This is a genomic window from Aliiglaciecola lipolytica (assembly GCF_018860635.1).
In the GTDB taxonomy this organism is placed as follows: domain Bacteria; phylum Pseudomonadota; class Gammaproteobacteria; order Enterobacterales; family Alteromonadaceae; genus Aliiglaciecola; species Aliiglaciecola lipolytica_A.
On the sequence record NZ_JAHKPT010000033.1, the window covers coordinates 39,047 to 53,589 of the forward strand.

17 protein-coding genes are annotated in these 14,543 nt (G+C 40.8%); 7 read left to right on the forward strand and 10 right to left on the reverse strand.

The genetic code is table 11. From position 1 onward, the window contains the following. Positions 1-78: 78 nt before the first annotated feature. The 3 genes from hemH to KO530_RS17665 are packed head-to-tail and all read left to right on the forward strand — an operon-like array spanning position 79 to position 2,184. Positions 79-1,158: a ferrochelatase gene (hemH, locus tag KO530_RS17655; RefSeq protein WP_216049778.1), complete on the forward strand. Its 1,080-nt coding sequence runs from the start codon at positions 79-81 to the stop codon at positions 1,156-1,158. Continuing rightward, positions 1,155-1,589: a DUF4112 domain-containing protein gene (locus KO530_RS17660; RefSeq protein WP_216049779.1), complete on the forward strand. Its 435-nt coding sequence runs from the start codon at positions 1,155-1,157 to the stop codon at positions 1,587-1,589. The genes hemH and KO530_RS17660 overlap by 4 nt, the downstream gene beginning before the upstream one ends. Next, positions 1,576-2,184, forward strand: a complete 609-nt coding sequence (locus tag KO530_RS17665; RefSeq protein WP_216049780.1) for a glutathione S-transferase family protein — start codon at positions 1,576-1,578, stop codon at positions 2,182-2,184. Before KO530_RS17660 ends, KO530_RS17665 begins: the two co-directional genes overlap by 14 nt. Before the next feature lie 8 nt (positions 2,185-2,192). On the opposite strand, the gene KO530_RS17670 is transcribed toward KO530_RS17665, so the two are convergent. From KO530_RS17670 to KO530_RS17680, 3 genes are all read right to left on the reverse strand, one after another. Continuing rightward, a complete protein-coding gene (locus KO530_RS17670; protein WP_216049781.1) occupies positions 2,193-3,086 on the reverse strand; it encodes a transporter substrate-binding domain-containing protein in 894 nt (297 codons plus the stop codon). Positions 3,087-3,183: 97 nt separating this feature from the next. Continuing rightward, on the reverse strand, positions 3,184-4,077 hold the full coding sequence (locus KO530_RS17675; RefSeq protein WP_216049782.1) for a carbon-nitrogen hydrolase: 894 nt from the start codon (positions 4,075-4,077) through the stop codon (positions 3,184-3,186). A 1-nt stretch (position 4,078) separates the two neighbouring features. Beyond that, positions 4,079-5,143, reverse strand: a complete 1,065-nt coding sequence (locus tag KO530_RS17680) for an agmatine deiminase family protein (protein WP_216049783.1) — start codon at positions 5,141-5,143, stop codon at positions 4,079-4,081. Between the two features lie 172 nt (positions 5,144-5,315). Between KO530_RS17680 and KO530_RS17685 the strand changes: the two genes are divergently transcribed. Next, positions 5,316-6,065 (forward strand): ferredoxin--NADP reductase, encoded by a 750-nt coding sequence (locus KO530_RS17685; RefSeq protein WP_216049784.1) that lies wholly within the window; start codon positions 5,316-5,318, stop codon positions 6,063-6,065. 55 nt (positions 6,066-6,120) lie between these two features. Continuing rightward, on the forward strand, positions 6,121-7,311 hold the full coding sequence (locus KO530_RS17690; protein ID WP_216049785.1) for a tetratricopeptide repeat protein: 1,191 nt from the start codon (positions 6,121-6,123) through the stop codon (positions 7,309-7,311). Between the two features lie 13 nt (positions 7,312-7,324). Here the strand turns inward: KO530_RS17690 and KO530_RS17695 are convergent, their stop codons facing one another. After that, positions 7,325-7,681, reverse strand: a complete 357-nt coding sequence (locus KO530_RS17695; protein WP_216049786.1) for a hypothetical protein — start codon at positions 7,679-7,681, stop codon at positions 7,325-7,327. Between the two features lie 21 nt (positions 7,682-7,702). After that, positions 7,703-7,891, reverse strand: a complete 189-nt coding sequence (locus KO530_RS17700; RefSeq protein ID WP_216049787.1) for a hypothetical protein — start codon at positions 7,889-7,891, stop codon at positions 7,703-7,705. Between the two features lie 260 nt (positions 7,892-8,151). Here KO530_RS17700 and KO530_RS17705 point away from each other — a divergent pair, with 260 nt between their 5' ends. Beyond that, positions 8,152-8,370 carry a hypothetical protein gene (locus KO530_RS17705; RefSeq protein WP_216049788.1) on the forward strand — a complete coding sequence of 73 codons (219 nt, stop codon included), beginning with the start codon at positions 8,152-8,154 and terminating at the stop codon, positions 8,368-8,370. On the opposite strand, the gene KO530_RS17710 is transcribed toward KO530_RS17705, so the two are convergent. Continuing rightward, the gene (locus KO530_RS17710; RefSeq protein ID WP_216049789.1) at positions 8,357-9,649 is read right to left on the reverse strand and encodes an NAD(P)/FAD-dependent oxidoreductase; all 1,293 of its coding nucleotides are present in this window, start codon (positions 9,647-9,649) and stop codon (positions 8,357-8,359) included. The genes KO530_RS17705 and KO530_RS17710 overlap by 14 nt on opposite strands. Before the next feature lie 146 nt (positions 9,650-9,795). Then, complete coding sequence (gene soxR / locus KO530_RS17715) at positions 9,796-10,263, reverse strand: redox-sensitive transcriptional activator SoxR (RefSeq protein WP_216049790.1); 468 nt, start codon at positions 10,261-10,263, stop codon at positions 9,796-9,798. A gap of 271 nt (positions 10,264-10,534) precedes the next feature. On the opposite strand from soxR, the gene KO530_RS17720 reads away from it, so the two are divergent. Continuing rightward, positions 10,535-10,957: a VOC family protein gene (locus tag KO530_RS17720; protein ID WP_216049791.1), complete on the forward strand. Its 423-nt coding sequence runs from the start codon at positions 10,535-10,537 to the stop codon at positions 10,955-10,957. Between the two features lie 65 nt (positions 10,958-11,022). Here the strand turns inward: KO530_RS17720 and gloA2 are convergent, their stop codons facing one another. The 3 genes from gloA2 to KO530_RS17735 are packed head-to-tail and all read right to left on the reverse strand — an operon-like array spanning position 11,023 to position 14,534. Next, positions 11,023-11,412, reverse strand: a complete 390-nt coding sequence (gloA2, locus tag KO530_RS17725; RefSeq protein WP_216049792.1) for an SMU1112c/YaeR family gloxylase I-like metalloprotein — start codon at positions 11,410-11,412, stop codon at positions 11,023-11,025. Between the two features lie 17 nt (positions 11,413-11,429). Further along, positions 11,430-13,544, reverse strand: coding sequence for an alpha-amylase family glycosyl hydrolase (locus KO530_RS17730; RefSeq protein WP_216049793.1), 2,115 nt, complete (start codon positions 13,542-13,544; stop codon positions 11,430-11,432). A gap of 18 nt (positions 13,545-13,562) precedes the next feature. Then, complete coding sequence (locus KO530_RS17735) at positions 13,563-14,534, reverse strand: aldo/keto reductase (RefSeq protein ID WP_216049794.1); 972 nt, start codon at positions 14,532-14,534, stop codon at positions 13,563-13,565. Positions 14,535-14,543: the final 9 nt, after the last annotated feature.

Consider the following 14,543-nt stretch of genomic DNA (forward strand, 5'->3'; position numbering starts at 1 on the left):
GTTTAGCTTTAAGTTTTGTGCGCTAATCCAATTACGTGATTAGTGCGTAAAACTTATAAAATTGAGACCAAGTCATTAATGAAATATACAGGCAGTCCGAACTTTAAGCACAACCAGCCAGATAAAATAGGTGTATTGATAACCAACTTAGGTACACCGGAAGCGCCGACTAAGAAGGCTCTTAAAACTTATCTAAAAGAATTCTTATCCGATCCGCGAGTGGTTGAAATTCCCCGATTGTTATGGTGGATGATTCTCAATTTAGTGATTCTAAATATTCGTCCCAAGCGCTCAGCTAAAGCCTATGCAACTGTGTGGGAAGATGAGGGCTCACCTTTGATGACCCATTCAATAAACCAAGCTGCGGCACTGAAAAAGACAATACAAGCAAAGTATGGCGAAGGAGTGATAGTTGACTTTGCTATGCGCTACGGCTCACCTAGCATCTCAGGTACGGTTGAAAATATGATGCAACAGGGCGTACGTAAGTTAGTGGTTTTGCCTTTGTATCCGCAATATAGTGCTTCTACCTCAGCATCTACATTTGATGCCATAGCCGCAGATTTTGAAAAACGTCGTTGGATACCTGATTTGAGATTTATTTCACAATACTGCGATCACCCTGAATACATACAAGCAGTCGCGGACAAAATCCGTCAGCATTGGCAACAACATGAACGTGCTGACAAATTAATATTTTCCTACCACGGCATTCCTGAACGTTATTTAACTAATGGTGATCCCTACTTCTGCCAGTGCCACAAGACCTCGCGCTTAATTGCTGAAAACTTAGGGTTGCAAAAAGATCAATTTCTAATTTGTTTTCAGTCTAGATTTGGTCGCGAAGAATGGTTAAAACCTTATACCGATCATACCTTGCAAAGCCTTCCAAAATCCGGTGTTGAGTCAGTCCAAATCGTCTGCCCTGGATTCTCTGTTGATTGTCTGGAAACGATAGAAGAAATTGGCGTAGAAAATCGTGACTATTTTTTAGAGGCCGGAGGAAAACGTTACGAATATATTCCTGCCCTTAATGATGATCCTGCGCACATCGATATGATGGCATCTATCATTGGCAGTAATCTTCATGGTTGGGATTTGGCAGCAGACAATTCTTCTCGAGCAAATTTAGCTAAAGCTAAGGGTGCAACAATATGAATGGTAACGCCGCAGCTTCTATTGCCGCGCCAAAAGCTTTGGTACTGGCGCAAAAGCTAGCCAATATGTCCGATACGGCGGTACGGATACCGTTTACTAAAGTAAAATTCGGCCTCGACTTTATCATTGGATTGATTCCTGGGATTGGCGACATGGTCATGTTAATCGTGGGCGCTGTGATCATTATATTGGGCAAAAGTATTGGTTTACCCGGCCCGCTAATTTTAAAAATGTTGAAGAATAGTGTTATTGATTTTGTGTTAGGTTTAGTGCCCTTTATAGGCGATATTGCAGACATTTTTTACAAATCAAATCAATCGAATGTACGAATAATGGAGCGCTGGTGGCTGAGTCAAAACAAAGCAGCTATTGATGCTCATACCCAACAAACATTGGCAAATTGGCAGGATACTAAAAATGAAGATTTATGACACCCACACAGCGCCGACACCTAGAAGAGTAAGAATATTTCTAGCCGAAAAAGGCATTGATATGGAATATGTGCAAGTGGATTTAGCAAAAGGTGAAAATATTAGCCCCGAAATGCGCTTGAAAAACCCCATCGGAAAAGTTCCTATCCTTGAATTAGACGACGGCACTTGTATTGGTGAATCTGTGGCAATTTGTCGATATTTCGAAGCATTACAACCTGAGCCTGCGTTAATGGGCACGACTCCACTACAACAGGCACAGATTGAAATGTGGCAGCGCCAAGTTGAATTCGCTTTGTTTATGCAGGTAGGTATGTGCTTTCAGCATACCACAGGCTATTTTAAAGACCGCATGACCCCTGTACCAGAATACGGGGAAGTGGCTGGGATTTCTGCGAGTAAATACCTCAATGTGCTTGAGAAACGCTTGGGGCAAAGTGAATATGTAGCTGGAGATACTTTTTCCATTGCTGATATTACCGCTATGTGTGCAATTGATTTTGCGCGAGTGGTAAAAATCAAGCTCAAAGATGAACAAGTTAACTTGCAGCGTTGGTATGACTCGGTCAGTGCTAGGCCCAGCGCCAGTGCGTAATCACTGACTTAATTTAAATTAAGCCAGAGAGACTTGTCTTGTATGGGCGTGGAATTCGACATGATTGGATTTTCTAGCCTAAATATAATCCGGTTATCAACAGGAATTTGCTGCAACGCTTTTGAATGACCAGGATAGGCATAAAAATGTGTATCGAATGAACCATCTGCTAGCGCTGCTTTTAAGCCGAATTTGATACGTTCGGCTAATTGCTTATTTTGTTTCGTGACGAAAAAATAGATCGCGCTGGGGTAAACTAATAGGTGATGCGGATCGATTATTAAACTGTCGTCACCATTGCTCTCCATTTCCTCAATCACTTCAAGCAAAGATCGGGGAAAGTAGTCGACAATATTGCCTGCAACTAATTTATACATCGAACTGTGGGATATGGTCTTTTCGACTTTTAATCCGGCATTCTCTAAAACATAAACGTCCGGCCAATCGTGTCCCTGAATGGCGCTAAGCTCCGCCAGTTGAGCAAGACTCTTAATGTTTGCAAAGCTGGCTTCTTTGGTCTTATTAATTACCAATACTCTGTGCCCAATGAGCCCTTTTAAAAGAGGAATGCGTATGGCTAACGCGTTTTCTTCTCGACGAGTTGATGTGACTGTCCACATTAGGTCAATTAGCCCCGACTCGATGCTCTTGAACTGTCTTTCTTGACGCATTGCAACAGGTACGCCCTCGATTGCATAGTCACCGTATTTCACTTTGGATTTTTCGAGCGCCAACTTCAATACGCTAATAAAATAAGCGCCGTGTTTGTCTACACTATCTGTATTGTCGATATATTTGATTGGTTGCGCATTTAATGACATTGAAGTCAATGAAGAGAAAAAGAATACGACAAAGGTCAGCGGCCTAATAAAAATCATTATGCTAGGTTTGATTGGAGCCATAAACGACCTTTGTCTTTTACTTAATTTTCGTCGACCTAATAATAGTCAATTGCGCAAAAATAAGAAGGAATCAAATGCAATTCTGAACTTTTATCGCTCAATCTCGCCATCTACGGGTGATGTCTTGATACTCATCGATGCGTCTGTCTCTAAAATAAGGCCAAATTCGTTTAACTTTTTCTGTTCTTGCTAAATCTAACTCTACCATCAGGGTTTCTTCTTTGTCGCTGCTAGCTTGAGCAAGTACTTCGCCTTGAGGTCCAGTGATAAAGCTCTGTCCCCAGAACTGAATACCAGGATCACCGGCTACCGGAGATGCTTCGAATCCTGTGCGATTAGCCACAATAACAGGAACTGAATTGGCCACGGCATGAGAGCGTTGAATCGTTTGCCATGCATTAAATTGACGTTCTCTTTCGTCCGCAGTGTCGGTGTTGTCCCAGCCAATTGCGGTAGGGTAAAACAGCATATCTGCTCCTGCCATCGCCATTAATCGAGCTGCTTCTGGATACCATTGATCCCAGCAGACCAATACGCCTAGTCGACCAACACTAGTGTCAATGGGTTCAAAGCCTAAGTCTCCAGGGGTAAAATAGAATTTTTCATAAAACCCGGGATCATCTGGAATATGCATCTTGCGATACTTTCCAACCATACCCGCTTGGCGATCAAACACCACGGCAGTATTGTGATACAGACCGGAACCACGCTTTTCAAATAATGACGTAACTAAAACAATATTATGTTTAGCGGCCAACTCTGCAAAGTAATCGGTTGCAGGACCTGGAATCGTCTCAGCTAAATCAAAGTAATCGGTATTTTCTTCTTGGCAGAAATAAAGGGTACTGTGCAGCTCTTGTAACAGCACCAACTCACAACCATCAGCTGCAAGTTTGGCAACTTGCTTGGCACTTTTTTCCCAATTTTGGTTTTTGTCGTTGCTAGCAACCGCTTGTTGCACCAAGCCAACTTTTAACTTGTTTTTATTCATTTTATGCATCACATCCATAAACAGTTAAGCCATCGCTAAGGTTGTCGAGCACCTCAGGTTTTAATGTCCCCTTCGGGATCTGCATACTAATACAGTGCACACTGCCAAATTGTTGAACTAAAGGCAAACTATCTATGGGCACTATTGTGTAATCTGGATAGGCACTTGCGATTATATCCAGAGCCAGTTGATCTTCAGGTTGACGATATATAGGGCACAATACCTGATGATTTGAAATAAGGTAATTTGCATAAGATGCAGGTAAGCGCTCACCAACTTCATTGACTATATTTGGTAGGGGTAGCTCAAAAATTTCATGTTGAGGTAACAGTACTTTTAATTCATTCACAAGGGCATTTAGTCCGCTAAAATGAGTGTCCTCTGGTCGGTTAAAACAGGATTGAATTACAACACCATTGTCTTCAGTGAATCGCACTATGGTATCAATATGTCCATCTGTATCGTCGCCTTCTAAATGGCCATTTTCTAGAATGCTAACGCGACTAGCGCCCAAGTGTTTAATAAACATGGATTGATAGGCGGCAAGCGACAAATCGCCATTACGTTGTGGGTTTTGTAAACACAAAGCGGTTGACAATAAATGGCCGTGTTGATCTATTTCTAGCGCACCGCCTTCTGCTACTAACTCAACACTTTTAAGGGGCTCTTTACACAGCTTTGCCAACACATTTGCGTTAACCTTGTTGTCTAAAGATGCATCAAACTTATTGCCCCAACCATTAAAGGTAAACTCAATGGGCTGCATTTTTTTATCGTGTTGCAATGTTAAGAAACAATAATCTCTACACCAGGTATCGTTATAGTTAGTAATCACAAACATTAATTTGCAACAATTTTTGAGGAGCTCCTTAGCAGTATCTACTTCTTGCTCTCTAATCAGTAAGATCACCCCTGTATTATTTTGGGTTATGGCTTCAATTAGTTGCTTATAAGTATTTCTGACCTCTTTTAACCAAGGTTTCCAATCGGTTCTTTTGTCTGGCCACGCTAAAATAATGGCTTCTTGGGCATGCCATTCAGGCAACAATTTAAATTCTGGATTCATGAGTTATTTGGGTAATTAGATTCTGCGGAAATTATAACCTCAACCAATAATGTAACGGTACATTTTTATCTGTAGTCAATAAAACCAGATCCGTGGTCTTTTGATTAAGCCAATGGACTTTACCAATGAGCATGTTAAGTTAACCGCAATATTATCAACTTTGGAGCAAATTATGGCGCAATGGCATGATGGAAAAATTGTGAATCGAGTTGATTGGAATGATCATTTGTTTAGTCTGCAGTTTCAATGTGACCAGTTTCCTAAATTTGTGGCAGGTCAGTTTACCAAAGTGGGTCTCACTCAAGCCGATAATACAGTTCTATCTCGACCATATTCATTGGTCAACTCGCCGAACGACGAGTATTTGGAAATAATTGCAGTTCCCGTTGAACAAGGCAGTCTCTCCCCTAAATTACATGAATTAAAAATAGGGGATAGCGTGAAAGTGATGTCACCTGCAACTGGATTTTTGGTTTTAAATGAAGTACCACAAAGCGACATATTGTTTCTGATCGCCACTGGAACGGGGATCGGCCCCTTTCTATCGATATTAGAAAGTGATGAAATTTGGACAAAGTATAAGCATGTGGTGCTGGTTTATGGTGTAAGACACAATAGCGATTTAGCCTACCAACAGAAAATTCAAAAATGGCTCGAGCTTAAGTCTACGCAGTTTCATTTTGTGCCTATTGTTAGCCGCCAGCAGTGCGCTGATGCATTGACAGGACGTATTCCTGAGTTAATTAGAAACGGTGATATACAACGAAGTTGTGGATTTGAATTTGATCCTATCACTTGTCAGGTTATGTTGTGTGGCAACCCTGAGATGATTAAAGATACGTTAGAGGTTCTTTCGGCTTTTGGTCTGAAAAAGCACCTGCGTCGTTCGCCTGGACAAATTAGTGTAGAGCGGTATTGGTAAGTTGCTCAGTATTAACGAATTGTGACGCAACAGTATATGTTTAAGGATAAAGTGAATGAAAAGACAGCCATTGAAAACCATTGGACTCTTAGCAATGTTAATTGGGTTGGGAGCTTGTCAAACTGCTAATGTAGTGACGTCTGATGATTCATTGCAAAATAAACATGAACCTAAAGTGTCTTTGAGTTGGCAATCTACTTTATTTACGCCTAGAGAAGTCGCTTCTGTCGATGATATTTTTCAGTTGACACAAAAGCAGCAAGAGGACTTCGAAGCCTATTATTTTGCCGAAAAAAACGCTCATATTGAAGGACATGAACGTCTCTACAACTATTTAGATATGATTCTGTATGGTTTTGATTACCGAGGGGATACTTATACTGCATCTGATGCCCTAACTAAGCACAGTGGTAACTGTCTTTCATTGGCGATTTTAACCACAGCATTGGCAAATTTAGTGGATTTAGACATTCGTTACCAGCGCGTAAATGCCGCGCCAATTTATCAGCGCTACCATAACGTGATGACCTTATCGTCGCACGTAAGAACCCATGTCTTTGCGCCGGAAACGGAGGTTAAGGAAAACGAAATTGTTGTTGCTAGAAAAAAAATGATAATCGATTACTTCCCAGAAAAGGGAAATGTAAGAGGTGACTTTCTGAATGAATCGCAATTCTTATCAATGTATTACCAAAATTTAGCGGGCGATAGTTTAATCGCTAAAGATTATGACCTTACCTATTCGCTGCTAGCTAAAGCAATGGAAATCAACAGTGAAGATCCAGAAACGTTAAACACGCTTGCGGTTTTATACAAAAACCTGGGTGACTTAGCGAGGGCTGAGAAAATTTATCATTACGCTTTAAATAACACCTCGGGCTCAGTCAATATTTTAAGCAACTATGCAATGCTACTAACAGAGCAAAACCGACAAGATGAACTATCACGTTTGCAGGAAAAGCTATCGTCCATTGAGGATGATAATCCCTATCGTTGGTACGATATCGCTAATCGACATTTTGATAGAGATGAGCTTATCTATGCTTTGCGATATTTTAAAAGGTCGGTTAAAGCCGCTCCATACTTGCATGAAGGTTATTTCGGTTTAGCAAAAACCTACTATCAAATGGGCAAAATAGAATCAGCCAAGCAGAATATGGATACAGCGGTGGAATTAGCCTTTACCCCTCAAGATAAAGTCTTGTATCAGGCAAAATTGAAGGTATTAGCCATAGAAAAAAACTAGTTTCTAAAACCCGTTAATTTAACTGTTTTTTTAACAACTGGCCGTTACGTTCAATTACATCAATCAGCGGAATGAAACCCGCCGGTGTAGATAGGTTTGCAAAACCGTTTGCCATCTCCACCAAAACGTCTCCAAATTTAGATTGTCTGCTAGGCTCTGGCGCGTAATCCACAGATAAATTATCGACATTTACCCATGCGGTTGGTCCACCAGATGCAGCAAAAGCGATATCTAATTCTGAGTGTTTAACCCGTGTTGCTAACTGATATAAATGAATATTCTGGATGACTGTAGAAATGAGTACTCTTTCGTTTTCCACATTAGCCAGCAAGTCCATTAGTTTATCTTGTGCGTGAAAAACATAGATCATGATTGCCTCGATATCGGTTTGTTATCCCATTACAATCACATTTTTATCATTATCGACACCATTGGCAATGATAATTTCAAAACTAGACTTGCATTTTTGACAACCCATGGTTTGCGGTTTGTTCATGATTTTGGTTTGATGATTATCGAGGCTATTTGCGGATAAGCAAATAGGGCACAAACATTCCAATAAAGCTTCTGTTTTAAGCATGACATTTCCTTTTGTCTTGTTGGTTTTAAATTTGAATCAGAACAGAGAACCAACTGCGTGCATATTTTGACGGTATTAATTTTTGATGCAAGTGTTTTTGTTGGAATTATGTTCAACTCGGGGCAAGATAACACTCATCAGTCCAGTGAAAATCCCTTTTTACCCTCTTTTTGAAGGGTTTTCGAGGACTAGTAGCCCCATGAAATGTGATAACTTAAAATTTAATACCATTTTCAGCGAGCAAATTTAGTATGCCAATTATGGATACATTCATCGCTTTTTCCATTGCCTCCATAATAATGAGTGTGTCACCAGGCCCGCCAAAGCTGTATATATTGGCCAGAACCATGGCTGATGGACATAAATCTGGTATTGCGGCTGCCTCTGGAATGGCAATAAATTCATATGTAGTAGTTCATTCCTCTAACTTAATGGATCAAGCTAGAGGAATGCTGAAGGTTGCGCTTAGTGGAGCTTAAGTTTAGGGCCCACAATATTGCTCACTTTGCGACTTAGTAAAACCAAAATCGCCTTTAACCAGCCGTGCACCGCAAATTGATGCATGTTGTACAGTGAAATATAAACCAGTCTTGCCAATCGTCCTTCAATAAACATACTACTACTTACTAGGCTGCCCATCAGACTACCCACGGTACTGTATTTGCTGAGGTGGACTAATGAACCATAATCCACATATTTGTAGTCTTTCATCACATTGCCGCGGACTATGCCAATGATATTAGCTGCGACTGTATTGGCCATTTGATGGGCTGATTGTGCTCTAGGTGGTACCCATTTACCGTTGTCCTGCATAAAGCCACAGCAGTCGCCTAAAACAAAAATGGTTTCACAGGTCGTGCTTTGCAAATGTTTATTAACTAAGATTTGCTGCGCTCTGTTGGTCTCAAATACACCTAATTGTTGAATGAAATCGGGGGCTTTTACACCTGCCGCCCAAACCAGCAGATCAGCTTCAATAGGCTTGTCGTCTGAGGTGATGAATGCGCCTTTCCTAGCACTTGAAATTCGTGTATTTTCCAACACATCGACACCCAGCTTTGTTAGTGCGATACGAGCAGAGGTGGCAATACGTTCTGGTAGAGCAGGCAAGATACTTTCACCGGCTTCAATAATACTTATTTTTAATCGTGAAGCTGACATTTCAGGCATACCATAATTTTTAGCTAAATTTGCCACATGATGTAATTCGGCAGCTAATTCAGTACCTGTTGCACCGCCTCCAACAATGGCAATACTCAACTTTGCTGAATCAGACTTTTCTTGATTAATTCGCAAAAGCTGATTTAACAGTGCTTTATGGAAACGTTCCGCTTGAGATAGAGAATCTAAAAAGAAACTGTGCTCGGCAACACCTGGGGTACCAAAATCATTACTAACGCTACCAACGGCTAGCACTAAATAGTCGTAGTTGATGGTTCGTTCTTTTAGCAATAACTCACCAGCATCGTCATACAAGGGGTCAAGATAAATAGTTTTATTCTCAGCATCCACGTTACTCATTGTGCCTAACTGAAAATGATACCCAAATCGAGCTGCATGCATTCGGTAATCCACACCATCTGAGTTTTTATCAATCACTCCAGCGGCCACCTCATGCAACAAGGGTTTCCATAGGTGTGTTTGGTTTCGATCAACCAAGGTGATGTGGGCTAATCCTTTCTTGCCTAACTTTTTACTTAACTTACTAACAAGTTCGAGTCCGCCGGCGCCTCCGCCAACAATGACAATTCTTAACATATTGATTCCTAAATAGTATTTTGAAATTGGTGGCAAACAAAAAAGACGGTATTGAAGTCAGAAGAAGAGCGCCAAAGCGTGACATGAATGAGCTGATTACCGGAAAAATGCCTTACCTGAATCATGCCAAATAAAGCGTAAAAAGTCTATGTATTATCCTTCAGATCAGATGATCTCTGGCGGTCTAAGAGCACGGGGCCAGGACCTTCAATGGCGAGGTTATCTTGGGGGTTATATATAGGGCAAGATTTCATCGATAAGCAGCCGCAGCCGATACAGCCGTCTAACGAATCTTTTAGTTTTATCATGCTTTGAATGCGCGCTTCTAACTGTTGTTGCCAATTCCGAGATAGCTTGGCCCAATCTTGTTTTGTCGGCGTTCTTGACTGAGGTAAGGTTGCAAAAGTGAGTTTAATGTCTTGTAGACTGATGCCTATTTTTTGGGCGGCTTTTATCACCGAGACTCGTCTTAAAACATCCGCTTTATAACGTCGTTGATTTCCTGAATTACGCCAACTTTGAATGAGACCCTTTTGTTCGTAGAAATGCAGCGTTGATACTTTTACACCGCAGCGTTTGGCCACAAACCCAACGCTTAGCTCTCTTTCGGCCATGATGATTCCTTTTGTCGTTTTTTAAAGAATATGAAAAAAAGTCCTTTACCTCAAGTTAACTTGAGGATTTATTCTGTGCTCATAGACAACAAAACATATAACTTTGGAGAGCATCATGCAGACACCTCAAGAAAATCAATTACCAACAAAACAACAGCAAACTCGAAAACTATTACAGTTCAAACCTTGTATAGCCAAAACATCAACTATTCGTTTAGACAATTTTTTAAGTTTGTTTAATAACACAATGAAATTAAAGTGAGGTATGCAAATGATCCGTTTAGAACATATCAATATTGTCGTCAAAGACATGCAAGAAACATTAAATTTTTATCAAGCCGCGTTTCCACACTGGTCTATTCGCCACCAAGGCAATGCTAATTGGTATGGAACCCAAAGAAATTGGCTACATTTGGGCGATGAATATAACTATCTTACGTTCAACGACAATGGAAGCGGTGAAAATAGGGACTTAAAAGGTAGTCAATTAGGGCTGGCCCATATGGCGTTTGAGGTAAGGGATATTTCGGCACTTTTAACTCGAATGCAAAGTGCTGGTTTCGAACCCCACAACCTAGGCGCTAAAAATCAATTTAGAAAAAACATGTATTTTATTGATCCGAGCGGCTTTGAAATAGAATTTGTCGAATATCTATCAGACATACCCAGTCAAAGGAATAACGCCGACGATTAACTAAGTGGAAAAGTTCGCTGGCATAGGTTGATGGATGTGACACGGGGGCTAACCCCCTTATCACTTTAATCTTGGTACACTTCTAATGGTAAGTTGTCAGGATCGGCGAAAAAGGTAAACTCCCGGTTTGTATATTCATCAATTCGAATCGGCTCGGGAATAATACCTTTGGTCCGCAAATAATCGCAAAAATCACTTACCGAATCGACTTTAAAAGCCAAATGTCTGAGTCCCTGAGCTTCCGGTCTAGAGGGCCGTTGAGGGGCTCCGGGAAATGAAAACAGTTCGATTTGGCTGCCATCAGGAAGTGCTAAGTCGAGTTTGTATGAGTCTCGCTGAGCACGGTAATTTTCTGCAACTATTTGAAATCCTAAAATATCAGTATAAAAGGCTTTAGAATGCGCATAGTTGCTACAAATAATTGCCACATGATGAAAGCCTTTTAATTTAGTCATACTCGTCTCTGAATAAGTTAATTGATGTGGTTGATAGTACGTTCAACATCTGTATTTTTTTCAAGGGAAAAAGTATGTACTACGCTTTTTCCTTGCCAATCGCTAATCGAAACTCGAATATCCTTGGCTGCCAGCCGGATAAATTTTTGCTTATCAATAATGGCTGAATATGGCGGGGTGTTATCTTTGGCGACTAATTCATATTCGCCTTGTTGATTGCTAATTTCAGTGGTTACTTCAAACAGTGGTAATGGGCTTGAAACTTGTTCAGCAAGTCGGTAGTCAAAACGTATTACACGCCCTTGAGATTCCGTTCCTAAAAATTCCAGTTCTACTAACTCGGTATTCTCAATGGCTGAATTTGCTTTTAAAACTGTATAGCTAAGAGCTGGCAAGGTAATTAGTATGTCATTGTTATCCATACTAAATTTTCTGCTACCATCTATCCATTGATAGCCGTCACTGCTGGCTTTTAACCTAATAGTTTGCGGCTGATTAGTTGGATTGAAGGCCAGTAAATATTCTGTAGAGTCTTGTTTATCCACTCTGGATATTGCAAAAGCATATTCACTACCTTCGCTGGCGCGGTTAAAGGCGAATCCACGACGCAAAGTAGGGTGATCCATACGCAGTTGTGCTAGTTTTTGCAAAGCGCGATATATTGGGTGGTTTTGATCAAAGTTCTCCGTTGCCGTTGTTGCTTCTGTGCCAAGTAAATCCAATTCATTATAGGCAGCTACTTTTGAAGCAAACATATCTTCTCGTGCGCCAACATCGCCCCCAGTGCCAACAAAGCCTTGTTCATCACCATAATAGACCACCGGAATGCCACGAGATAAGTACATGAAAGCATGAGAGAGTATATCTCGCTTGAGCTTTTCTTCTGCACTGGCATTAGGCAAACTTTGATTGATAAAAAATCCGGCCCTTCCCATATCGTGATTTCCTAAAAAATTCATTAATAAATCAGATTGACTGTCATTGTCGTTGTAAAAGTCATCATTTTCAAAAAGCTGATAGATTTCTTGAGCCGGCTTATTTCGATAAAATACATTGGCGGTCGCGTCCTGAAATCCAAAGTCGAGGACCGAAGGCATTTTACCCAAAGTTGTATAGCTACTTAGTTCTATAGGATCCGCACTGTATACTTCACCAAAAATATGAAAGTTAGGTATGCCTTGTTGTTTTGCATGGTTTAAAATTGCCGGACTAAACGAAGACCAAAACACCATATCCACGTGTTTTACGGTGTCGATTCGAAAACCATCAGGTTTGAATTCGCTAATAATGTTTTTATAAATTTCGATCATACCGGCAATCACTTGTGGATCTTTTGTATTTAAGTCGTCAAGCCCTGCAAAGTCACCGTTAATTGCGCTCTCGCCTTGCCATATACTATCACCCTGATTGTTATAGTATTTAGGGTCATTCAGCCACGCGGGAACTTTCACATTTTCGTTGCCTGCAGGCACAAATGCTGTGTACTTGTCGCCACTTTCTAATTGCGTTTTGGATTTATAAGGGCAGGTCCTTTCGTCTATAAAACTGCCGTCTGAGTTATGACACTCTTGATAACTGATAACATCCGCAGTGTGATTAGTAATGATGTCGAAAAATATTTTGATACCCTTATCATGAGCAGCGCTTATTAAATCCTTAAGGTCTTGGTTGCTGCCAAAATGCGGGTCGATTTGGGTAAAGTCGAGAATCCAGTAACCGTGATGAGCATAACCATCGGATTGAATTGCTTTGTTGCGTAAAATCGGTGTCATCCAGATTGCACTGATCCCGAGTTCCTTCAGGTAATCTAATTTTTGCTCTAATCCTTTGATATCACCGCCATGAAATCCTTTAATGTCATCAATACTATATCCACCTTGGGAGATTGGAATGGATTTTGAACCCATATCGTTATCGGGATTGCCATTGTAAAAACGGTCAGGCATAACGAAGTAAAAAATATCGTCGCGCACATCTCGATTTAAATAGTCGTCGTAAATATCAGGGAAAGATAAAGTTATTGGATCTGATATGACTTTTTGCGTACCTGATGAGGGCAGCTCTTGCTTGGAACAAGCAAATAAAAGAGAGCAACTGAATATCAGAGTAAGTAGGGTATTTAGGTATTTCATAATGGGCTCTCTTTAAGGTTAAGGTAATTCACAACCACGGGCTGTTACAAACAGTGAATACCAATGTTCCCTTGTTAGTTCAAATTGTGACGCTTGGCTACAGGCTTGAATTCTCAGTGGATTGGTTGTGCCAATAATGGGTTGGATTTTCGCTGGGTGGCGCATTAAAAAAGCCAACAAAATCGCCTCTGCAGAGGTTTGGTAATCTGCTGCTAGTTTACTGACTAAATCTGCGGTCTGCTGAATATGATGTGGTTGATTTGTTAAACTCTTGCCAGACAAGGTGCCTTGGCAAAGGCTTCCCCAGGCTTGTACTTGAACATTGTTGAGTTGGCAATATTCCATAGTACCGCTAGGAAAGGATAGGTCTTTTGCCTGAGGATGGTTAGCCAGCACAACATCCTCTAAGAAATCTAAATGGGTTAGATTCAATTCAATTTGGTTGGCAACCAAAGGCATGTCTAACGCCGATTGCAATAGTTTCATTTGATGGGAATTTTGATTGGATACACCAAATTGTTTTACTTTGCCACTGGCTTTGAGTATCGAAAATGCCTCGGCGACTTCATCGGCTTGCATCAATGGATCTGGGCGGTGCAGCAGGAAAATATCAATATATTCAGTATTGAGTCGGTTGAGGATCCCGTCTACAGATTTTAAAATGTAGTGTTTTGAAAAGTCGAATCGTTTTGGGCCTTTTTCATCTTCAAAAACAATTCCACATTTAGATTGCAGTAGGATATTTTCGCGTAATTCAGGGCGTGCTTTTAATACTTCACCAAAAACCTGTTCTGCTTTTCCCATGGTGTAAATATCAGCATGATCAAAACTGTTAATTCCACAATCTAATGCCGCGTCAACCGCAGTATGTGCCTGTGTAACATGTTTAGATTCAAATGGAGCTGTGCCCCAAGATCCACCTAATCCCATACAGCCTAGGGATATCTGACTCATGCTTGGAAAATACGAATTCAACGGTATTTGTTTCATGCCAACGTC

Coding starts and splice junctions, on each gene's coding strand:
- KO530_RS17675 (WP_216049782.1), bottom strand. CDS start 4,077: ATGAATAAAAACAAGTTAAAAGTTGGCTTGGTGCAACAAGCGGTTGCT.
- KO530_RS17720 (WP_216049791.1), top strand. CDS start 10,535: ATGATCCGTTTAGAACATATCAATATTGTCGTCAAAGACATGCAAGAA.
- hemH (WP_216049778.1), top strand. CDS start 79: ATGAAATATACAGGCAGTCCGAACTTTAAGCACAACCAGCCAGATAAA.
- KO530_RS17710 (WP_216049789.1), bottom strand. CDS start 9,649: ATGTTAAGAATTGTCATTGTTGGCGGAGGCGCCGGCGGACTCGAACTT.
- soxR (WP_216049790.1), bottom strand. CDS start 10,263: ATGGCCGAAAGAGAGCTAAGCGTTGGGTTTGTGGCCAAACGCTGCGGT.
- KO530_RS17705 (WP_216049788.1), top strand. CDS start 8,152: ATGGATACATTCATCGCTTTTTCCATTGCCTCCATAATAATGAGTGTG.
- KO530_RS17735 (WP_216049794.1), bottom strand. CDS start 14,534: ATGAAACAAATACCGTTGAATTCGTATTTTCCAAGCATGAGTCAGATA.
- KO530_RS17690 (WP_216049785.1), top strand. CDS start 6,121: ATGAAAAGACAGCCATTGAAAACCATTGGACTCTTAGCAATGTTAATT.
- KO530_RS17730 (WP_216049793.1), bottom strand. CDS start 13,544: ATGAAATACCTAAATACCCTACTTACTCTGATATTCAGTTGCTCTCTT.
- KO530_RS17680 (WP_216049783.1), bottom strand. CDS start 5,143: ATGAATCCAGAATTTAAATTGTTGCCTGAATGGCATGCCCAAGAAGCC.
- KO530_RS17695 (WP_216049786.1), bottom strand. CDS start 7,681: ATGATCTATGTTTTTCACGCACAAGATAAACTAATGGACTTGCTGGCT.
- KO530_RS17665 (WP_216049780.1), top strand. CDS start 1,576: ATGAAGATTTATGACACCCACACAGCGCCGACACCTAGAAGAGTAAGA.
- KO530_RS17700 (WP_216049787.1), bottom strand. CDS start 7,891: ATGCTTAAAACAGAAGCTTTATTGGAATGTTTGTGCCCTATTTGCTTA.
- KO530_RS17660 (WP_216049779.1), top strand. CDS start 1,155: ATGAATGGTAACGCCGCAGCTTCTATTGCCGCGCCAAAAGCTTTGGTA.
- KO530_RS17685 (WP_216049784.1), top strand. CDS start 5,316: ATGGCGCAATGGCATGATGGAAAAATTGTGAATCGAGTTGATTGGAAT.
- gloA2 (WP_216049792.1), bottom strand. CDS start 11,412: ATGACTAAATTAAAAGGCTTTCATCATGTGGCAATTATTTGTAGCAAC.
- KO530_RS17670 (WP_216049781.1), bottom strand. CDS start 3,086: ATGGCTCCAATCAAACCTAGCATAATGATTTTTATTAGGCCGCTGACC.